At 56.9% G+C, this 21,485-nt stretch carries 18 protein-coding genes; 5 read left to right on the top strand and 13 right to left on the bottom strand.

The window, feature by feature from the left end; translation table 11 throughout:
* Positions 1–76: 76 nt before the first annotated feature.
* From IB214_RS10625 to nasR, 6 genes are all read right to left on the bottom strand, one after another.
* Positions 77–2,677 (bottom strand): nitrate reductase, encoded by a 2,601-nt coding sequence (locus IB214_RS10625; RefSeq protein WP_117342903.1) that lies wholly within the window; start codon positions 2,675–2,677, stop codon positions 77–79.
* Positions 2,674–6,741: a nitrite reductase large subunit NirB gene (nirB, locus tag IB214_RS10620; protein WP_117342904.1), complete on the bottom strand. Its 4,068-nt coding sequence runs from the start codon at positions 6,739–6,741 to the stop codon at positions 2,674–2,676. Before nirB ends, IB214_RS10625 begins: the two co-directional genes overlap by 4 nt.
* A gap of 9 nt (positions 6,742–6,750) precedes the next feature.
* Entirely contained in the window at positions 6,751–7,539 is a 789-nt protein-coding gene (locus IB214_RS10615) for an ABC transporter ATP-binding protein (protein ID WP_115258295.1), read from the bottom strand.
* A 9-nt stretch (positions 7,540–7,548) separates the two neighbouring features.
* The gene (ntrB, locus tag IB214_RS10610; RefSeq protein ID WP_117342905.1) at positions 7,549–8,424 is read right to left on the bottom strand and encodes a nitrate ABC transporter permease; all 876 of its coding nucleotides are present in this window, start codon (positions 8,422–8,424) and stop codon (positions 7,549–7,551) included.
* Between the two features lies 1 nt (position 8,425).
* Positions 8,426–9,685 carry a CmpA/NrtA family ABC transporter substrate-binding protein gene (locus IB214_RS10605; protein WP_117342906.1) on the bottom strand — a complete coding sequence of 420 codons (1,260 nt, stop codon included), beginning with the start codon at positions 9,683–9,685 and terminating at the stop codon, positions 8,426–8,428.
* A 226-nt stretch (positions 9,686–9,911) separates the two neighbouring features.
* On the bottom strand, positions 9,912–11,093 hold the full coding sequence (nasR, locus tag IB214_RS10600) for a nitrate regulatory protein NasR (protein WP_117342907.1): 1,182 nt from the start codon (positions 11,091–11,093) through the stop codon (positions 9,912–9,914).
* A gap of 73 nt (positions 11,094–11,166) precedes the next feature.
* Between nasR and IB214_RS10595 the strand changes: the two genes are divergently transcribed.
* The gene (locus IB214_RS10595; protein WP_096756774.1) at positions 11,167–11,520 is read left to right on the top strand and encodes a DsrE/DsrF/TusD sulfur relay family protein; all 354 of its coding nucleotides are present in this window, start codon (positions 11,167–11,169) and stop codon (positions 11,518–11,520) included.
* Positions 11,521–11,783: 263 nt separating this feature from the next.
* Positions 11,784–12,029, top strand: a complete 246-nt coding sequence (locus IB214_RS10590; RefSeq protein WP_096756773.1) for a DUF1883 domain-containing protein — start codon at positions 11,784–11,786, stop codon at positions 12,027–12,029.
* A 47-nt stretch (positions 12,030–12,076) separates the two neighbouring features.
* On the opposite strand, the gene IB214_RS10585 is transcribed toward IB214_RS10590, so the two are convergent.
* On the bottom strand, positions 12,077–12,772 hold the full coding sequence (locus tag IB214_RS10585) for a gamma-glutamylcyclotransferase (protein WP_115258291.1): 696 nt from the start codon (positions 12,770–12,772) through the stop codon (positions 12,077–12,079).
* A gap of 398 nt (positions 12,773–13,170) precedes the next feature.
* Here IB214_RS10585 and chaA point away from each other — a divergent pair, with 398 nt between their 5' ends.
* Positions 13,171–14,271, top strand: a complete 1,101-nt coding sequence (chaA, locus tag IB214_RS10580) for a sodium-potassium/proton antiporter ChaA (RefSeq protein WP_115258290.1) — start codon at positions 13,171–13,173, stop codon at positions 14,269–14,271.
* A 105-nt stretch (positions 14,272–14,376) separates the two neighbouring features.
* Here chaA and kdsA read toward each other — a convergent pair whose 3' ends face one another.
* From kdsA to hemA, 6 genes are read right to left on the bottom strand one after another with little or no spacing between them, the layout of a single operon-like run.
* Entirely contained in the window at positions 14,377–15,231 is an 855-nt protein-coding gene (gene kdsA, locus IB214_RS10575; protein ID WP_096756770.1) for a 3-deoxy-8-phosphooctulonate synthase, read from the bottom strand.
* A 35-nt stretch (positions 15,232–15,266) separates the two neighbouring features.
* Positions 15,267–16,076, bottom strand: a complete 810-nt coding sequence (gene sirB1, locus IB214_RS10570; RefSeq protein WP_096756769.1) for an invasion regulator SirB1 — start codon at positions 16,074–16,076, stop codon at positions 15,267–15,269.
* Positions 16,077–16,078: 2 nt separating this feature from the next.
* Positions 16,079–16,471: an invasion regulator SirB2 gene (gene sirB2 / locus IB214_RS10565; RefSeq protein WP_096756768.1), complete on the bottom strand. Its 393-nt coding sequence runs from the start codon at positions 16,469–16,471 to the stop codon at positions 16,079–16,081.
* Positions 16,468–17,301, bottom strand: a complete 834-nt coding sequence (gene prmC, locus IB214_RS10560; RefSeq protein ID WP_117342908.1) for a peptide chain release factor N(5)-glutamine methyltransferase — start codon at positions 17,299–17,301, stop codon at positions 16,468–16,470. The genes sirB2 and prmC overlap by 4 nt, the downstream gene beginning before the upstream one ends.
* Entirely contained in the window at positions 17,301–18,383 is a 1,083-nt protein-coding gene (gene prfA, locus IB214_RS10555) for a peptide chain release factor 1 (protein ID WP_115258288.1), read from the bottom strand. Before prfA ends, prmC begins: the two co-directional genes overlap by 1 nt.
* A gap of 41 nt (positions 18,384–18,424) precedes the next feature.
* Positions 18,425–19,681, bottom strand: a complete 1,257-nt coding sequence (hemA, locus tag IB214_RS10550; RefSeq protein WP_096756765.1) for a glutamyl-tRNA reductase — start codon at positions 19,679–19,681, stop codon at positions 18,425–18,427.
* A 211-nt stretch (positions 19,682–19,892) separates the two neighbouring features.
* Between hemA and lolB the strand changes: the two genes are divergently transcribed.
* Positions 19,893–20,516: a lipoprotein insertase outer membrane protein LolB gene (gene lolB, locus IB214_RS10545; RefSeq protein WP_117342909.1), complete on the top strand. Its 624-nt coding sequence runs from the start codon at positions 19,893–19,895 to the stop codon at positions 20,514–20,516.
* Entirely contained in the window at positions 20,513–21,364 is an 852-nt protein-coding gene (gene ispE, locus IB214_RS10540) for a 4-(cytidine 5'-diphospho)-2-C-methyl-D-erythritol kinase (RefSeq protein ID WP_117342910.1), read from the top strand. The genes lolB and ispE overlap by 4 nt, the downstream gene beginning before the upstream one ends.
* The last annotated feature ends 121 nt before the right edge of the window (positions 21,365–21,485 follow it).

Raw genomic sequence — 21,485 nt, 5'->3', positions numbered from 1 at the left:
ATCAGGTCTCTCGACCGTTAACCATACCTTTCAGGCCGGCAATTTGCAGCCTTTTCTCAAATTTTCAGGAATATCCTTACTCTTTAAGCGTTAGCGTTTGTTTCAGTAAGGCACGCAACTCCGGGATGCACGACCCACAGTTGCTGCCGCAGCGCAGCTGTTGCCCCAACGTCTGAACCGAATGGCAACCGTCGGTGATCGCCCGGACGATCGCCGTTTCGCCTACGCTGAAACAGCTGCACACTATCGCCCCCTCGTCAGGCGCTATACCTGCGGGTTTGCCGCTCAGCAGCGCATGGCGTATTTCAGCATTGTCTGGCGCTCGCACAAACGCGGCGAGAATAGTGACGGTGTCAATCTCAGGCTGCGTCGCCGCCGACCAGAATCCCAGCATCAGTTGCCTCTCACGCCAGGCCAGGATATTCAGCCCCTGGCCCCAGTGCGCCTGCTGGATTTGCCAGCCTTGTGCCGTGCAGTACTGGCATAGCCAGCTGGCGAATTCCCTGTCACCCGCCAGGGTATAGCGAAAAACCGTGTCCGCCGCTTTGCGCCACCAATGGACAAAACCGGGCAGTGTTAATTGATGCCGACTAAACATCTCCCCCTGCCATTGCGGCTGCCAGGGCATGATACGCACCGCAGTCTGTTTACTTTCTGGCTGTCCGGAATGGGGATCGCACACCGGTGCGACCAGCGCGTTTACCCGGCCCTGACGGGCAAAGCTGTTGTTCCAGTGCATCGAGGTAAACGCGCTGCCCGCCCGCTGACCTGGCTGGATTGCCACCCTGCCCACCATCAGCCCGCGCGGGGAACTGATACGACACAGCGCCCCCCCGGTCAGCTGAAATCGTGCGGCGTCCTCGGGTGACACCTCGACCAGCGGTTCGCTGATGTGCTGCATCAGGCGCGAAACGGTGCCGGTGCGGGTCATGGTGTGCCACTGGTCACGGATACGCCCGCTGTTTAACACCAGCGGATAGAGCGCATCACAGGCAGTTGTCATCCCCTGCGGCGTGACCGGCACCAGCCGCAAACGCTGGTTCACGTGCCAGCCCTGCCAGAGGTTTAGCGGCGCTAGACGTCGACTGACCGGCCAGCGAACCGGGGTCATGTCTTCCCACTGCGCGTACGTCATACCGGCCAGGGCACCAATATCAAAGGCGCGTTCCCCATTATTTTCAAAACCGGAAAGCGCCGCATGTTCACAGAAGACCTCCCACGCGTTTTGCCAGCTAAACGCCCCGGCATACCCCAGCTGTTTAGCCATCTGGGCGATAATCCACCAGTCTGCACGCGCCTCACCGGGAGAGGACAAAAAGGCGCGCTGGCGAGAAATGCGCCGCTCTGAATTGGTCACCGTGCCATTCTTCTCTCCCCAGGCCTGCGCTGGAAAGCGAATGTGGGCATAGCGACTGGTATCGGTGTCGGCCACCACCTCGGAGACAATGACCAGCGGGCAGGCCGCCAGCGCCTGACACACGGCATGGCTGTCCGGTAGCGATACCGCCGGGTTAGTCCCCATGATCCACACCGCTTTAATCTTGCCGTTGCCAATAGCCTCGAACAGCTCGACCGCCATCAACCCCGGCGTTTGCGCCAGCCGCTCAGCGCCCCAGAAGCGGGCCACGCGCGACAGGTCCTGCGGGTCAAAACTCATCTGCGCTGCCAACTGCGTCGCCAGCCCGCCTACCTCGCGACCGCCCATCGCGTTTGGCTGTCCGGTCAGCGAAAATGGCCCGCACCCGGCGCGGGCGTATTTACCGCTAGCCAAGTGGACGTTGATGATCGCATTGCATTTATCGCTGCCGCTGGCGGACTGGTTAATGCCCATGGTGTACAGCGTGACGGCCTTTGGCGCATGCATAAACGCGTCATAAAACGCGGTGACTTCCGCCACCTCCAGCCCACAAAACTGCGCCACCCGCGCCACGTCCCAGTCACGCGCGATAGCCAGCGTTTCCGTTGCCCCGTCAAAATCCCCCAGCGCTGCACCGTCGGTGGCAATTCTGTTGAGTAAACCCACGAACAGCCCACCGTCGCTGCCAGGCAGCAGCGGCAGATGCAGATCCGCAATATCACAGGTGGCAGTACGTCGGGGATCGATAACCACCACCTTCAACAATGGATTGGTTTGTCGTGCTTGCACCAGCCGTTGGTACAGCACTGGATGCGTCCACGCGGCATTCGATCCCACCAGCACCACCAGATCGCTACACTCGATATCTTCATAGCTGCAGGGCACCACGTCGGCACCCAGCGCCCGCTTATAGCCGGTCACCGCCGACGACATGCAAAGCCGCGAGTTGGTATCGATATTGGCCGCACCGATAAAACCTTTCATCAGCTTGTTGGCCGCGTAGTAATCTTCCGTCAGTAGCTGACCGGAAGCGTAAAAGGCCACCGCCTGCGGGCCGTGCTGGGCGATAATGCTGCGCAGACGCGTGCCTGCGGTTTCCAGCGCCTGCGACCAACTGACCTTCGCCCCGTCAACCGTCGGCTGTAACAATCTGCCGCTCAGCCCGGTGGTTTCCGCCAGCGCCGCGCCTTTGACGCACAGGCGACCAAAGTTTGCCGGATGGTCAGGATCGCCCCGGACGTTAACGCCTTTTTCGCTCACCTGGGCGATCACCCCACAGCCGACGCCGCAGTAGGGACATGTGGTACGTATCTCACTCATGAGGCCTCCGCGCGCAGAATCAATGCCTGATTGCCCACCCACACTTTTCCATCCACCACTTTCACCGGCCAGGCGCGTACCGCCTGCTCGCCGCTGTCATACTGGCGACCATCACGCAGGCGAATGCGCTGTTTATACAGCGGCGAAATCACAACAGGCTCACCGGCCACATCCCCCAAAATGCCGCGCGAAAGTACCTGAGCGTCACTGCCGGGTTCACGATTATCCAGCGCATAAATCGACTGACCAAAACGGAAGAGTGCGATTTGCAGGTCACCCAGTAGGGCACCAATCCCTGCCTGTTCCGGGATCGCCTCAAGCGGGCAGATCGCCTGCCAGGGTTTCACCGGCAATGTCTCACGAGCATGGCGTACAGGGGGGGCCAACTGCGGCTGGCCGCGTAAGGCTTGACGCGCGATGGCGTCATCCGGGGCATCACTGTTGACGTAAGAGCGAAACAGCGCCAGACGTTGCGGACTGCTGAGCGTGGTTTGCCACTCGCACTGGTAGCTTTCCACTACCCGCGCCATCTCTTGTTCCAACTCGCTGGCAATACCTAAGCTATCGTCCATGATCACCTCGCGCAGGTAATCAATACCGCCTTCGAGATTGTCCATCCAGGTACTGGTACGCTGCAGGCGGTCCGCGGTGCGGATGTAGAACATCAGGAAACGATCGATGGTCTGAATCAGCATGGCATCATCCAGATCGCTGGCAAACAGATCGGCATGGCGCGGCTTCATGCCGCCGTTGCCGCATAAATACAGGTTCCAGCCTTTATCCGTGGCAATGACGCCGACATCTTTCCCCTGGGCTTCGGCACACTCGCGGGTACAGCCGGAAACCGCCATTTTGATTTTGTGCGGTGCGCGCAGGCCCTTGTAGCGATTCTCCAGCGTGACCGCCAGTCCGGTTGAGTCTTGAACACCGTAGCGACACCAGGTTGAGCCGACGCAGGACTTCACCGTACGCAGCGACTTCCCGTAAGCGTGCCCGGTCTCGAACCCCGCCTCGACCAGCTCGCGCCAGATATCGGGCAACTGTTCAAGCCGCGCACCGAAGAGATCAACCCGCTGCCCGCCGGTAATTTTGCTGTACAACTGGTAGCGTTTAGCAATCTGACCAATGGCAATCAGGCCATCCGGCGTCACTTCCCCCGCTGGCATGCGCGGGACCACCGAATACGATCCGTCTTTTTGAATGTTGGCAAAATAGCGATCGTTCGTATCCTGCAACGGCAGATGCGCAGGTTTAAGCAGATACTCATTCCAGCAGGAGGCCAGCACCGACCCCACCAGCGGTTTACAAATTTCACAGCCGTGCCCGTGTCCATAGCGGGCAATCAACTGTTCGAAAGTGTGAATATGATTCACCCGCACCAGATGATAGATTTCCTGACGCGACCAGGGAAAGTGTTCACAGATATCCTTTTTGACCTCCACACCCTGCGCAGCCAGCTGATGCTCCATCACCTGTTTGACCAGTGCGCTGCACCCGCCACAGCCGGTTGCCGCTTTGGTACACTGTTTTATTGCACCGATATCCGTCGCCCCAGCGCTGACCGCCCGGCAGATATCGGCCTTGCTGACGTTATGACAAGAACAAATCTGTGCGGAGTCAGGGAGTGCCGCCACCCCAAGCACTTTCGGTGCGCTACCCGCCACGGCAGGCAGGATCAGCGATTCCGGCTGCGCGGGCAGCACCAGTCCGTTCAACATCATTTGTAGTAGCGTGGCATAGTCACTGGCATCGCCCACCAACACGCCGCCCAGCAGCGTTTTGCCGTCGGCGCTGACGACGATTTTCTTGTAGATTTGCTGTGGGCCGTGGGTCCACTGATAGCTTTGCGCCCCCGGCGTGCGCGCCTGCGCATCACCAAATGACGCCACATCAACGCCGAGCAGCTTGAGCTTAGTGCTCATGTCCGCCCCGCCAAAACTGGCCTCTTCCCCGGCCAGCCGCGCGGCGGCAACGCGCGCCATCTGATAGCCCGGCGCCACCAGTCCAAATATCCGCCCTTCCCACAGCGCGCACTCGCCAATGGCGTAAATGGCATCATCTGACGTGCGGCAGTGGCTATCAATGCTTATTCCACCGCGATCGCCGAGGTGTAAGCCACTGCTGCGAGCCAGCGTATCCTGCGGGCGGATACCGGCGGAAAACACCACCAGATCGGTGTCCAGCCGCTCTCCGTCGGCAAAATGCAGCACCAGGCCGTCTGGCGTACGCTCAATTTCGCGGGTGGATTTTGCGGTATGCACCCCCACCCCCAGCGCCTCAATTTTTTCGCGCAGCATAGCGGCGCCGGCATTATCCAGTTGCACCGACATCAGGTTCGCGGCGAATTCAACGACATGGGTTTCCAGTCCAAGCTGGCGCAGCGCATTGGCCGCCTCCAGCCCAAGCAGCCCACCGCCAATCACCACCCCACGCCGGGCATTTTTCGCTTTTTCCGCAATGGCATCGAGATCGTCGAGCGTACGGTAAACAAAACAATCCGCGGAATCACCGCCTTTTACCGGCGGCACAAACGGGTACGATCCGGTGGCCAGCACCAGCGCATCCCAGTGGGTTTCATGGCCGCTGGCGGTACGGATAACCCGAGCTTCACGGTCGATTTGCGTAACACACTGCGCAAGACGCAGCTCGATACCGTGACGCGCAAAGAAGTCCTCGTCCACCAGTGACAGCGACTGCGCGCTGCGCCCGGCGAAATACTCGGAAAGATGTACCCGATCATAGGCGGCATAACGTTCTTCGCCGAACACCACGATGTGATACTGCATATGCAGGTTGCGGCTTACGCATTGCTCGAGAAAATGGTGGCCAACCATACCGTGTCCCACAACAGCCAGCGTCGGTTTTGTCATCGTCATCAGTCCTGCAGCCGGTGGCTGCGTATCAAAGCGGTCAAATAGCCAGGCGGAATTTGCCGGCGCGTGTGCATCCAGCAGGTCGGTGAGCGGCGCAGCGCTGCGGCAATTGCCCATTAACAGCACGCCATGGAGTTTTCCGTCGCGAATCAGCAAACGACGGTAGTGTCCGCTGAGCGGATCCCAGCTACTCAACGCGGTATCCGTGGGTTCGGCGTCCGTTACCCCAGCGCTGAACAGTTCGATTCCCGTCACCTTCAGGCGCGTGCCGCGATCCTGCCAACGAAATCCCTCGCCGTTCTGGCCTGCCAGGCGTGCAGCCAGCACCTCGGCCTGCTGCAGGCACGGTGCCACCAGCCCCCAGGTCTGGCCGTTAATTTCACAACACTCGCCCACCGCGCTGATGCCTGCGACGGTGGTACGCAGTTGTGCGTCCACCACGATCCCCCGTTGGCAGCTCACACCGCTCTGCTGCGCCAGGTGGATATTGGGTTTGACGCCGGTCGCCATCACCACCCGCTGCGCGGCCAACTGCTCGCCATCCAGCAATGTGACGCGATCTCCTTCAATGCACGTAATCCCGGAATTGAGTACGCAGCGAATACTGCGCGCTGTCAGTTGGGCCTGCAACAGATCGCTGGCCTGCCGATCCAGCTGGTGCTCCATCAGGCGTTCGGCGCGATGAATTAACGTGACGTTGTCACAGTTTAGCCGTAGCGCTGCCGCTGCCTCCACGCCGAGTACGCCGCCGCCAAGCACCACCACCGAACCTGGTTGTTGCAAGATGGCCTCCACATCCGCCATCGTGCGAAACGCGTGCACATGCGCCTGTTCACCGCCGGGAATTGGCGGAATAAACGGCACCGAGCCGGTGGCAAAAACCAGCTCATCCCACTCAAGGATGCGCCTGCAGGTCGTCAGCCGGCGGCGAGTCGCATCAACGGCCAGCACGCGTTCCCCGCTCAGCACCGTCACGCCGTGGTCGGTATACCACTGGCGCGGATGAAGTAGCGTGTGGGCAAACGCCTTCTCCCCACCCAGCACCGGTGATAGCTGGATGCGGTTATAGGCCAGCTGCGGTTCCTCACCGATAAGCGTGATCGCGATGTCGCTGCACTTGTACGCCAGCAGCGCCTCGGTCAGGCGCGTCGCCGCCATGCCGTGCCCCACAATGACCAGTCGTTGCGTCATATCGCCCCCTTACGCCGCCTTCGGCTGTTTCTCATACAGGAAGTGGAGGATGCGTTGCCGCAGGTGGTGATAACGGCTGTCATCCGCCAACTGGACGCGGTTACGCGGGCGCGGCAGATTTACCGCCAGAATCTCGCCCACCGTGGCCGCCGGGCCGTTGGTCATCATCATCACCCGATCAGAGAGCAGCACCGCCTCATCGACGTCATGGGTAATCAGCACAATGGTGGTGTTCAGCGATTGCTGGATCTGCATCACCGTGTCCTGCAAATGTGCTCTGGTGAGTGCATCCAGCGCGCCAAACGGTTCATCCATCAGCAGCACTTTGGGTTTCATGGCCAGCGCACGGGCAATACCCACTCGCTGCTTCATGCCGCCGGAAACCTCGCCTGGATGTTTGTGCATCGCGTGGCCCATCTGCACCCGTTCGAGATTGTGCGCAATCCACTCGCGCCGCTCGGCCTTGTTCATGGTGCGGCGAAAGACCTGATCGACCGCCAGCGCCACGTTGTCAAAGCAACTCAGCCACGGCAGCAATGAATGGTTCTGGAATACAACCGCCCGCTCCGGCCCCGGCCCGGCAATTTCGCGGTTATCGCAAAGCAGGCCGCCTTCAGTGGGTAACGTGATGCCCGCGATCAGATTCAGCAACGTCGATTTCCCGCAGCCGGAATGACCAATCAGGCTGACCGTTTCCCCTTCATGGATATCAAACGAGACGTTTTGCAGCGCCAGAAACTCGCCGCTGGCGGTGGAAAAACGTTGGCTCACTGCCTGTACCTGAATAATGGGTTTCATGCTGTCTCCTTATTTTTCCTGCCAGCTAAAACGACGGGCGACCCGCATCAGCCCCTGCTCAAGCAGCAGGCCCACGACGCCGATAATGACAATGGCGATAAGAATGTTTTCGACGTTGAGGTTGTTCCACTCATTCCAGATCCAAAAGCCAATGCCCAGTCCACCGGTGAGCATTTCGGCGGCCACAATCACCAACCAGGCAATACCGATAGACAGGCGCATACCGGTGAGGATCGCAGGCAGTACCGCGGGAAAAAGAATGCGGCGCATCACCGTCCACTCGGAGAGTTGGAGCACACGGGCGACGTTGAGATAATCGTCAGGAATTCTGCGCACCCCTTCGGCGGTGTTGATCACCATCGGCCAGATGGAGCAGATAAAAATAGTCCAGCTGGAGGCCGGTTCCGCCTTTTGAAACAGCAGCAACCCAATGGGCAGCCAGGCCAACGGGCTGACCGGGCGCAGCAGCGCGACCAGCGGTGAAAACATGTGTGAGGCGAAGGTAAATCGGCCAATCAGAAATCCGAGCGGGATGCCGACTAGCGCCGCGAGGCCAAAACCAATGGCCACCCGCTGCAATGACGCCAGCACGTTCCAGCCGATGCCCATATCGTTCGGCCCATTGTTATAGAACGGGTCAGCAAACAGCGTTAGCGCCGAGTCCAGCGTGCTGAGTGGCGTCGGAAATCCCTGGCTGTTGATCGCCGCCAGTTGCCAGCACACCACCAGTAGGCCCATCCCCAGCAGCGCGGGCACGGCTCGTCTGACCCACGCGTGCAGCCACAAATAGGCCGGCGTTTTGCGTTTTCTCACCGTCACGGCAGCCAGCGTGATCACCTCACCCACAGCCGGTTCAGGGGTTTTTAGTTGCGTGTTTTGTTTCATCTCAGGCTCCTTTACGGTGGAGGGTAAAGCGGTTGGCATACGCTTCCGGGTCGCGACCGTCCCACACGGTACCGTCCATCAGCGTGCTGGTACGCAGTAGCTGCGCTGGCGGGGTTATGCCGCCTACGGCCGTCGCCGCGTCGCGCCAGATATCAATACGGTTGACCCTGGCCGCAATATCCTCATAGTCCGGTGCCTGCTTAAGCAGTCCCCAGCGGCGGAACTGCGTCAGGAACCACATGCCGTCCGAGTGCCACGGAAAGCTGACTTCCCCGTCACGAAAGAATTGGATCGGGTGCGCGTCCTGCCAGCGATGACCAGCACCGTTGTCGTATTCGCCCAGCATGCGCCCGGTCAGGTACTGTGCTTTGGTATTGAGCCAGGCGCGCCCGGCAAGGATTTGCGCCGTTTCACGTTTGTTGGCCTCGCTGGCGTCAATCCAGCGCGACGCCTCAAGTACGGCGCTGACCAGCGCCCGGGCGGTGTGCGGATGCTTCTCCACCCATTCCCGGCGCGTGCCGAGCACTTTTTCCGGATGATCGGGCCAGATGGCCTGCGAGGTAGCGGCGGTAAATCCGATGCGGTCGTTAATGGCCCGCGCATTCCACGGTTCGCCGACGCAGAAACCGCTCATATTGCCGATGCGCATGTTCATCACCATTTGCGGCGGCGGCACCACCACGGTACGGATATCGGTAAACGGATTGATGTCGGCGCTGGCCAGCCAGTAATAGAGCCACATGGCGTGCGTGCCAGTAGGAAAGGTATGCGCGAAGGTGTAGGTTCCTGGCGCCTGCCCGGCAATCAGCTTTTTCAGCGACGGCGCGTCGGCGATCCCCTGCTCCTGCAGCGCAGCAGACAGCGTGATGGCCTGGCCGTTTTGGTTCAGCGTCATCAGATTTGCCATCGCCTGCGGTTTGCTGGCGATGCCCAACTCCAGCCCGTACAAGAGTCCATACAGAACGTGGGCGGCGTCCAGTTCGCCGGAAACCAGTTTGTCACGTACCGCCGCCCAACTGGCCTCTTTGCTGGGCACCAGCGTAATGCCGTACTTTTTATCAAAGCCTTTCAACGCGGCAATCACCAACGGCGCGCAGTCAGTGAGGGGAATGAAGCCCACTCTGACCGTGGTCATTTCTGGCGCGTCAGACCCTGCAGCCCACACCGATGGCATCAGGCCGGAAATCAGGGATGCCCCCCCGATGGCGGCGCTGGCCTGCAGGAATCGCCGCCGCGTTAGCAAAACTGTTCTGTCATCCATACATGCTCCCCATAACAAAAAAAAAGCGCCCGGCAATGCCGAAGCATTGCAGGACGCCTTTATCCTCAAAGCAGACAAACCGCCGTTGGTCTGTTGCTAAACTGTCTGTAGAGATGAATGCAATTCGGATGCCAGAATTTCGCTGGCGCGCTGAGCGGCTTTTACCTCCCGGTGACGTTATTTTGCACCCGAATATGGCAGAGGCTGCTCGTCTGTTGTGCAGCCGCTATCCCTGAATGAGTGATTTCACGGTCAACAGCGCACGGGCGATATCCACCATCCGCTGATTTTTATCCATCGCCATTTTGCGCAGCCGTTGCCAGGCCTGTTCCTCACTCATATTGTGATGATTCATCAGTACACTTTTCGCCTTATCAATCACCTTCCGCTCTTCTAACGTATCCTGTAGCGACGCCAGTTGGCCGCTCATCTGCTCGAGCTGGCGTGCCTGCTGGCGAACCAGCAGCAGAAGCTGTTTGTCGCGACGCAGGCAGAGGTTGTCATCGGCGCTATCATCAAGCCAGTTATCGAGCGGCAGCGCGTTGGCGTCTTCCGCCAGACGCCGCTCAACGGCCTGCATCAGCTCGCCGATCAGCCTCTCCTCCACGTCGCGTAAACGTTCCAGCCGCTGGGTCTGCAACGTAAACCAGCGCAGCGTGCTTTCGCCGTTATCGGCCTGCGGGTGTCGCGTGCAAACCTGTCGACGCAACTGTTCAATCGTGCCAGAGGCTTCACACTGCTGGCGAAAATGCTGCACCAGCGCCGGTGAGGCCAGTGAGCTAAAGGCTTCAAAGCACGGCTGCTGTCCGTCGATCCGATCCACCAGCGCCTGGCGCATAGGCGGCTCAAATTCGCCAAGCGTAAAGCCAATCGCGCCCAATGCCCGCTCTTGCCCCACCAGCTCTTTGCCCTGCATAAAGCTGTACAGGGCCACCATCCCGCGGGCAACGTAGGGGTCATCAATACTGTCATTAAGTTGCGGGACAATACCGAGCACATGCCGCAGCGCACGGTTGTACTGCGCCATGGCCTGTTGCGCATCTAACGCCTGCCCGCTGACCGCTTCACGCAATGCGGGCAACTGCGCCAGGCACCAGACGGTACCGGCGATGCGATGGCATAGCGTGCTACTGGCCTGCGGCATAAGCTGCGTAAACAGCGCGTGCAGTTGTCGACATTCCTCATCCACCAGTGCGCGGCTGGCACGGACCTCCGGACCGTAAAGTGACCCACGGGAGCACAACCAAATGTTGGATGCACCGCGTTCGCACTGTAGCATATGCACCAGATGGCTAATGCGCGTCACCAGTTGGCCTGACTGCGCCAACTGGCGAAGCTGGGTATTCTCAAGCTGACGTGCGTGGTGAAACCATTGCGTGGCACCGGGGTCTTGCGCATGTGTCATCATCTCTGCTCTCACGGATAACGGGTTTTCCCAAAGAGCTAGCAATATCCATGCCCCCCTGACAACAGGAGTCAAAATGCAAAAGATAGTGATCGTCGCGAACGGTGCGGCCTATGGAAGCGAATCGTTATTTAACAGTCTGCGTCTGGCCATTGCCCTGCGCGAACAGGATGACAGCCTCGATCTGCGACTTTTTTTGATGTCGGACGCGGTAACGGCGGGAATACGCGGGCAGAAGCCGACGGAAGGCTACAATATTCAGCAAATGCTGGAGATCCTGACCGCACAAAATGTGCCGGTGAAACTGTGCAAAACCTGCACCGATGGTCGTGGCATCACCACGCTGCCGTTAATCGACGGCGTTGAAGTCGGGACATTGGTGGAATTAGCCCAGTGGACGCTAGCGGCGGATAAGGTGTTAACCTTCTGATAGACGACTTTTCAGGCAAGCGCACTGAAAGAGCCGGATATTTCCAGATTTAATCTGCCTGGGGCGCGGTTTCGCTAAACGTAAGCACGCCCTTTCAACGCTTTTCAGGGATTTTGTCATTTTTGTTTAATCGTTATGCCATTTTTTGATCAAAATCAGCATCCTGTCCCTCCCCCTTTGGTGTTATGCCATGAGTGAAATGTGAACAACATCACGCAGCACTTTCGACAGAAAGTACGTTGTTTTCAAGAACGGGGTGAAAAATGGCATTAGTGAAGGCAAGTTTGAAATTGTTTGGTGGAGATACCGTGGTGGTGCGCTGTTCTGAGCGCTGTCACATTCATCTGATGAGCGAAAAAAATCACGTCAAAGACACGCAGACCGACATTTTAAGCGTGCAGGATCGTGATAACGCATGGTTGACCGTGCCGTATACCGGCACGTGGAATGTTCTGATCGACAGCCACAGCCAGTCGCTGGAACATTCCATCAGTTATATCGCCGCCTGATAGTTAGCTGCCCGAAAGCACTCTCGCTTATCGGGCAGTTCGCCGACTCAGGCAAATCCTGGCCGCATGACCCCTTCCGGTAACACCTCGCCCAGCAGTCGTTTGACCGTGACGATCAGTTCGCTCAGGCAATCATCCTGCATGCCTAACCGGGACAATTCCTGTTCCAGCGAGAACAGATACTGCGCATTGGTTCCCAATGGTCCGCTGGCGGTAGCGATAAGCGGCGCGATCACCTGCGCGCGCGTATCTGCCTCAAACAATGGATGCCGCGGATCCATAATAAAGACCAACGCATTGACCGTCCGCCCGTCATCAAGCGTGAGCTGACACCAGGTCGGAAGATAGCAGCCGGTGATCATTTCGCGCTTCCACAGCAACGTCAACTCTTGCTCCAGCGAGGCGTCCGGTAAGCGGTAGGCTACACCGGTGGTGCGGCCCCCTTCTTTCAGGGCCAGCATCCGTCCAGGCTGACACGCCGTGCCTCGTCCCGCCGTCAGGCGCAGGCAAAATGCCCGGTGCCAGCCGACTAACGTGCCGGTACACGACTCCTCAAACTCTAAGGCCGGGTTCCACATCAACGATCCATAACCAAAGATCCACACCGGTCCATCATCTGGTCGGCAAGCGAGTGTGGCAGCCAGTGAGGCTGCCCGTTGTTCCGCTGACCAGAGTAGTGATTCTTCAATAGCACCAAATGCCGTCTTACAGTCGGCATTCAATAAAAAATCACGCGTTAACACCTTACACCTCCGCCACTGCAACGTCCCTGCGACAACTTTTTGACGCCTTCCGGGCTTTTTTGCTGTTCATTTTGAAACCAATATCAGGACAATAGGCAATTCACTGGCTGCATGCAAGGCAACAAAGGCTCAACGGCACTTTATATCCTGTACTGATGGCGCGATCGGCACCGACATGTTGCTCGTTATGAGTGTCAATATTTGTGCACCATTAAAACTAACACCTTGTTATTTAAATCGTCTCTAAACAAGATAAATGATTATATTCACTTTGAAGCAAGAAACGGGCCACGCCGTAAAATTACGTAAAAACAGATCGGAAATACCGAGATATCTGTTATTTTTTACATTCTTTAATACATTTATAATTATAAATACCTGCAGAGATGGAGAAGTGAATGACACATGCACATGAGGCGGTAAAAACCCGCCACAAGGAGACCTCGCTCGTCTTCCCGATTTTGGCGCTGGTAGTTCTGTTCTTATGGGGGAGCAGTCAGTCACTACCAGTGGTTATCGGCATTAATGCGCTTGCCCTGGTGGGTATATTAAGCAGTGCATTTAGCGTTGTACGTCACGCAGACGTATTAGCCCACCGACTCGGTGAACCCTATGGTTCCCTGATCCTGAGCCTGTCGGTGGTTATTCTTGAAGTCAGCTTAATTTCTGCATTAATGGCAACGGGCGACGCCGCGCCGACCCTGATGCGCGATACGCTCTATTCAATCATTATGATTGTCACCGGTGGTCTGGTCGGTTTTTCATTACTGTTAGGCGGGCGTAAATTTGCCACCCAGTATATGAATCTGTTTGGTATTAAACAGTATTTGATCGCCCTGTTCCCGCTGGCCATTATTGTGCTGGTGTTCCCGATGGCATTGCCGGGCGCGAATTTCACCACTGCACAGGCGCTACTGGTGGCGTTAATTTCTGCCGCAATGTACGGCGTATTTCTTCTGATTCAGACAAAAACGCACCAGAGCCTGTTTATTTACGAACACGAAGACGAGGGTGACGACGACGACCCGCACCACGGTAAACCGTCAGCGCACAGTAATATGTGGCATGCGGTTTGGCTTATCGTCCATTTAATTGCGGTTATCGCAGTGACCAAAATGAACGCCAACCCACTGGAGACGCTGTTAACGGAACTGAATGCGCCGGTTGCGTTCACTGGTTTCCTTGTCGCATTGCTGATCCTCTCCCCTGAAGGGCTGGGTGCGCTGAAAGCAGTGCTGAGCAATCAGGTACAGCGTGCGATGAATTTGTTCTTCGGCTCCGTGCTCGCCACCATTTCGCTGACAGTTCCGGTTGTAACGCTGATTGCGTGGGCGACGGGCAACGACCTGGTGTTTGGCTTAGGTTCGCCAGAGATGATTGTGATGGTTTCTTCGTTGGTACTGTGCCAAATTTCCTTCTCGACCGGGCGCACGAACGTGCTTAACGGTGCGGCACATCTGGCACTGTTTATCGCCTATCTGATGACGATCTTTGCTTGATTCATAAAAAAGCCGGATGCGACGCAAAGCGTCATATCCGGCCTACAGTGATTTTTGCGTCGTAGGCCCGATAAGCGTAAGCGCCATCGGGCACACAAGCCAAACTTAGTTCTCAGTATCCAGTTCGTCGAAGCTTTTCACCAGATCATCAACCGCTTTGATCTGGGTGAGGAACTGTTCCAGCTTCGCCAGCGGCAGCGCGGAAGGTCCGTCACATTTCGCATTGGCTGGATCCGGATGTGCTTCAATGAACAGACCCGCCAGACCCACCGCCATACCGGCACGCGCCAGTTCAGTCACCTGCGCACGACGACCGCCGCTTGCAGCACCGAACGGGTCACGGCACTGCAGCGCGTGGGTAACGTCAAAAATAACCGGTGAGTTACCGGAAACTTTCTTCATCACGCCAAAGCCCAGCATATCCACAACCAGGTTGTCGTAACCGAAGTTTGCGCCACGATCGCACAGAATAACCTTGTCGTTGCCGCCTTCATGGAATTTATCCACGATATTACCCATTTGACCAGGGCTTACGAACTGCGGTTTTTTGACGTTGATAACGGCACCGGTTTTCGCCATCGCTTCAACCAAGTCGGTCTGGCGAGCGAGGAAGGCCGGAAGCTGAATCACGTCCACAACGTCAGCCACAGGCTGCGCCTGGCTGGCTTCATGCACGTCGGTGATCACTTTTACGCCAAAGGTTTGTTTCAGTTCCTGGAAGATTTTCATCCCTTCTTCAAGGCCCGGACCACGATAAGAGTGGATGGAAGAACGGTTGGCTTTATCAAAGGAGGCTTTGAACACGTAAGGGATACCCAGTTTTTGAGTAACGGTTACGTAGTGCTCACAAATGCGCATCGCCAGATCGCGGGATTCCAGCACGTTCATGCCGCCAAACAGCACGAATGGCAGGTCATTTGCCACGTTGATGTCGCCAATGCTAACCACTTTTTGTTTCATAGGATCGCCTTAAACGGTAGGTAAAGTGTCATTAATCAATGCAATACAATATGCTTGTGCGAAATAGTATTTATCTGCGCACGGATCATTTCGCTGATCGGGTCTTCCGGACACTGCTCAACGAAATAACTTAAATCGGTTAACGCAACATGTTCACATTCCAGCTGCGCGTAGATCAATCCGCGATCGCGTATTTCATACGGATCTTCAGGATTAAACTGCAATAAGGCCTCACTGGCGCGCAGTGCCAGCTCCATTTGCCGTTCTTCCATCAGCGATGATTTCAGCGTGTCGAGCAGTTTGCGGATCACTTCCGCGTTATCCGCCTCATCGAGATCTTCGTTAAACAGCTCAGCTACCGGGCTGATATTGCCCTTTAGCCACACTTCCAGCGTGTGCTCATTTAACGTTTCGCCATTGAACGGGTTAATCAACCACATTTCGCCTTCCAGTGATTCAATGCGCAGAATTAACTGCGTCGGGAAAATCACCGGCACCAGCGGCAGATCCAGCCGATTGGCCAGCCACAATAAGATGGCGCCAAGCGAGACTGCGCTGCCCTGACGATTTTTCAGGACCTGGTCGAGCCAAAGTGCATCAGAAAGACGATAGACGCCGCGGGTATCCGTAAACCCCCAGTCGCCGTAAAAAAGTGCCAGCAATTTTTCCAGTTGCTCATCCTGAGACAGGAGCTGGCTAATTTCTTCATGCGCGAGGCTGGCCAGACGTTCCAGTTCGTCGTAGACAGATTGCGTAGGGAAATCCAGGCGGATAGACTCCGATGCCAGGATCATCCCATCGCACAATGGCGCTTTATTAAATTCGAAATCAGCTAACGACCTCATGATTACCCCAGTAACGGTATTTTTGTGGTGGCGAGTTTAATGATGATGTACAGCACCACCAGCGCCAGCGGAAAGGCGATTAAACGCGCCTGCTGGCTGCGCGCCCGACGATAATCGAGCGCAATAAAACCCAAAACGATGTAAATGATAACCCCAAACAGCTTTTCAGTCAGCCATGTCCCCTGTTCGGTGAATGGCAGGATGTGCGTTTTAGCGATCAACGCCACGCCGCTGAGTAACAAAACGGTATCAATGACCGGCGGAGCAATCCGCGTCCAGCGTGCTGACGCAAGGCGTGCTTGCGTGTAACGCCACCAAAAACGCAGCGTGAGCAGCCCCACGGACAGCGCAATGCTAATAAGATGAACGCCGAGCAACAGGCTGAAGGTGGTCATGCAGCGAGGCGCCCGAGCGTAATGCGCTCGTTGCCGCCGTAATCACGACAGGTTTCGACCGCCTGGTATCCACTGCGCGTAAACGCGTCACGCACCGCCTGCCCCTGCTGCCAGCCGTGTTCCAGTAGCAAATAGCCGCCAGGGGTTAACATGTGTTTAGACTGTTCGATGATATGCACGATATCCGCCAGGCCATGATCGCCGGCCACCAGCGCGGTCAGCGGCTCAAAACGTACATCGCCTTGTGCCAGATGCGGGTCCTGCTCATCAATGTACGGTGGGTTACTGACGATCATGTCGAACTGCTGCCCCTGTAAAGCGCTGAACCAGTCGCTTTGCAGCACGCGCACATTGTTGATGCCCAGATGCTGCGTATTGCGGATCGCCAGCGCCACGGCGTCCGGCATCCGATCAACCGCCGTCACGTCGCAGTCCGGGCGCTCGGAAGCCAGCGCCAGCGCAATAGCGCCCGTACCGGTCCCCAAATCCACAATGCGGCACGCAGAGGCAGGCAGGCGTGCCAGCGCCTGCTCGACTAAGCATTCGGTGTCCGGACGTGGAATAAGCGTCGCCGGTGACACGAACAGCGGCAGCGACCAGAACTCGCGAACGCCGGTTAAGTGCGCCACCGGCTCTCCCCGTTGACGACGCGCCACCAGCGCGTTCAGCTGTTCCTGCTGTGCCGCGGTTAATACCGTTTCACCAAACGCCAGAATAAAGGTACGCCCTTTGCCGGTAACGGTCTCGAGTAAGATCTCGGCGTCGCGGCGCGGGCTTTCGCTGTCCTGTAATTGGGCTATTGCTTCACGCAACCAGTGCTGATAATCCATTAATCCTGCTCGGACAACGCCGCCAGCTGGTCGGCCTGGTATTCCTGGACAATCGGCTCAATGAGCATATCCAGTTTCCCTTCCATCGCTTCGTCCAGACGGTAGAGCGTCAGGTTGATGCGGTGATCGGTTACGCGACCCTGTGGGAAGTTATAGGTACGGTTACGATCGCTGCGATCGCCGCTGCCTAACAGGTTGCGGCGCTCGGAGGCTTCCGCCTGCTGGCGTCGCGCCACTTCGGCGGCACGAATACGTGAGCCCAGCACCGACATCGCTTTAGCTTTGTTTTTGTGCTGTGAACGTTCGTCCTGACATTCAACCACAATACCGGTCGGTAAGTGGGTAATACGAATAGCCGAGTCGGTGGTGTTAACGTGCTGACCACCGGCCCCCGATGAACGGAAGGTATCAATGCGCAGGTCAGCCGGATTGATGTCCGGCAGTTCCGCTTCCGGCAGCTCAGGCATTACCGCGACCGTACAGGCAGAGGTATGGATACGTCCCTGAGATTCGGTGGCCGGAACGCGCTGTACGCGATGACCGCCGGACTCGAACTTCAGTCGACCATACACGCCATCGCCGCTCACTTTGGCAATAATTTCTTTATAGCCACCGTGTTCACCTTCGTTGGCGCTCATGATCTCCACGCGCCAGCGGCGAGATTCAGCGTAACGGCTGTACATACGGAACAGATCGCCTGCAAACAGCGCCGCTTCATCGCCGCCGGTTCCGGCACGCACTTCAAGAAACGCATTACGTTCGTCATCCGGATCTTTCGGCAGCAGTAGCACTTGCAGATGCTGTTCCAGCTGTTCACATTTTTCTTTTGCTTCGCGCAGTTCATCCTGCGCCATCTCACGCATTTCAGGATCGTCGAGCATCATCTGTGCTGTTTCGATATCATCCTGAACCTGTTGCCAGTCCGTGAAACAGCGAGAAACATCGCTTAACTGGGCATATTCGCGCGACAGCGCACGAAAGCGATCCTGGTCTGCGATGGTTCCCGCATCGCCGAGCAGCGCCTGAACTTCTTCATGGCGTTCATGCAGGGCTTCCAGTTTGGCAACGATAGAAGGCTTCATAGGCGTAAATGCACCCTGTAAAAAATAAGATTGGTGTGCTGCTACTCCAGCCCGAGGCTGTTGCGCAGAATATTCAGGCGTTCACTATCCCCGTCACGGGCAGCCTGTTGAAGAGATTTGGTTGGTGCATGGATCAGGCGGTTAGTCAGTTTCCAGGCCAGATCTTGCATAATGGCTTGCGCATCACCGCCCTGTTGAAGAGCAGCCAACGCTTTGGCGGTCAGTTCATCACGCACTTGTTCTGACTGACTGCGATATTCGCGGATGGTGTCACTCGCGCTTTGGGCGCGGAGCCAGGCCATAAATTCGCTGGTTTCCTGCTCGACGATCGTTTCGGCTTCTACCGCCGCCGCTTTACGCTGCGCCAGATTATGCGAAATGATGCTTTGCAGGTCGTCAACGCTGTACAAGTAAGCGTTCGACAGTTTGCCGACCTCCGGCTCAACATCGCGCGGTACGGCGATATCGACCAGCAGCATCGGCTGATTGCGGCGGTTTTTCAGCGCGCGCTCCACCATCCCTTTACCGATAATCGGCAGCGGGCTGGCGGTAGAACTGATAATGATATCGGCGTCCTGTAAACGTGCGTCGATATCACTCAATGAGATCACCTCAGCGCCGACTTCGTCTGCCAGCACCTGCGCACGTTCACGCGTACGGTTGGCGATGATCATCTTCTTCACTTTGTGTTCGCGTAGATGACGCGCCACCAGTTCGATGGTCTCACCTGCGCCAACCAGCAGTACGGTTACCGTGGACAGCGATTCAAAGATTTGTCGCGCCAGCGTACAGGCCGCAAAAGCAACGGACACGGCACTGGCGCCGATGTCGGTTTCGGTGCGGACACGTTTGGCGACGGAGAACGATTTCTGGAACATGCGCTCCAGCGCACTGGCGTTCAGGTGGCCTTTTTGCGAATCCGCAAAGGCTTTTTTCACCTGGCCGAGAATTTGTGGCTCGCCGAGTACCAGCGAATCCAGGCCGCTGGCAACCCGCATCAGATGGCTGACGGCGTCGTTGTCCTGATGCCAGTAAAGGCTGCTGCGCAGTTCTTCTTCATTCAGATTATGGTATTCGCACAGCCAACGGATCAGCGCCTCTTGCAGGTTATCCTGCTCTTCGACGCTGAGATACAGCTCCGTGCGGTTACACGTCGACAGCACTACCCCGCCTTGCACCATTGGCTGCGCAAGCAGGCTGTCCAGCGCCTGATCGAGCGTATCCGGCGAAAACGTTACGCGTTCTCGCAGCGATACAGGTGCCGTTTTATGGTTAATACCAAGCGCTAAAAGGGTCATGTGTGCGGGAATAGTACCAGCGTTGATAAGGTTAGACTGCGGGCATCATACAGGATGCGTGCGGCCAATAAAAGAGACTGCCCCCTTTTGGAGTAATAGCTTAGTGCACAAATTTTAGTGATTTAAGATAACGTGAACGTAGACGAGGTTAGATGGCGGCGCTAGCATTAAGAACTATAACTGCAACGTATCTCAAGGATTTGTCATCATTATGACCCTGCCTGATTTTCGCCTGATCCGCCTGCTGCCGCTGGCAAGCCTGGTCCTCACCGCCTGTACACTCAATGCGCCGAAAGGTCCTGGCAAAAGCCCGGACTCCCCGCAGTGGCGTCAGCACCAGCAGGAAGTGCGTGCGCTGCACCAGTATCAGACTCGCGGCGCGTTTGCCTACATTTCCGAACAGCAGAAGGTCTATGCCCGCTTCTTCTGGCAGCAAACCGGTCAGGATAACTATCGTCTGCTGCTGACCAATCCGCTGGGCAGTACCGAACTGGAACTGAAAGCCCAGCCAGGCAACGTCGAGCTTGTCGATAATAAAGGCAAGCATTATACCGCCGATGACGCCGAAGAAATGATTGGCAAACTGACCGGCATGCCGATTCCTCTCAATAGCCTGCGTCAGTGGATCCTCGGTCTGCCGGGCGATGCCACCGATTACAAACTTGACGCGCAGTACCGTCTGAGCGAAGTCAACTACAGCCAGAACGGTAAGCGCTGGAAAGTGGTGTACAGCGCCTACGACAGCAAAACGCAGCCAGCGATGCCCGCTAACATGGAACTGTCCGACGGCGACCAGCGCATTAAGCTGAAAATGGATAACTGGATCGTGAAATGATGACCCATTGGCCCTCTCCGGCAAAACTGAATCTGTTTTTATACATCACCGGACAGCGTGCGGATGGTTATCACACGCTGCAGACGCTGTTTCAGTTTCTCGATTACGGCGATGATATCCGCATTGAGTTGTGCGATGACGGCGACATTCATCTACTCACCCCGGTTGCGGGTGTGGAGCATGAAGATAACCTGATCGTGCGCGCCGCACGTTTGCTGATGAAAACTGCCGCAGAAAGTGGACGCTTGCCCGCCGGGCGTGGCGCGGCCATCAGCATTGATAAGCGCCTGCCAATGGGCGGGGGTCTGGGCGGAGGCTCCTCGAATGCCGCAACGGTTCTGGTGGCACTGAACCACCTCTGGCAGTGCGGGCTGTCCGTCGATGAACTGGCAACCATCGGATTAACTCTGGGTGCCGACGTGCCGGTATTTGTACGCGGACACGCGGCCTTCGCCGAGGGGGTGGGAGAAATTCTCACGCCGGTCAATCCACCGGAAAAATGGTACCTGGTTGCTCATCCTGGCGTCAGTATTCCGACGCCGGTGATTTTTAAAGACCCGGAACTCCCGCGCAACACGCCAAAAAGGTCAATAGAAACGTTACTAAAATGTGAATTCGGCAATGATTGCGAGGTTATCGCAAGAAAACGTTTTCGCGAGGTTGATGCGGTGCTTTCTTGGCTGTTAGAATATGCGCCGTCGCGCCTGACTGGTACAGGGGCCTGTGTCTTTGCTGAATTTGATACAGAGTCTCGTGCTCGCCAGGTGCTTGAGCAAGCCCCGGAATGGCTCGAAGGCTTTGTGGCGAAAGGTGTCAACCTCTCCCCATTGCACAGAGCGTTACTCTAAATCATTCGGGTTTCAGGAAGATGGCGAGATAACGAATCGCCAGGAGCATACAAAAGTATGTGACTGGTGTGAGGAATTGATGCCAGCGCACATGAAACGCGAAAGATAACGAGTAAGCCGG

Origin of the sequence: Citrobacter sp. C1 (genome assembly GCF_014596895.2) — a bacterium.
Classification (GTDB): domain Bacteria; phylum Pseudomonadota; class Gammaproteobacteria; order Enterobacterales; family Enterobacteriaceae; genus Citrobacter; species Citrobacter gillenii.
Note: the sequence above shows the minus strand (reverse complement) of the source record. Positions and strands in the feature narration are given on the sequence as shown.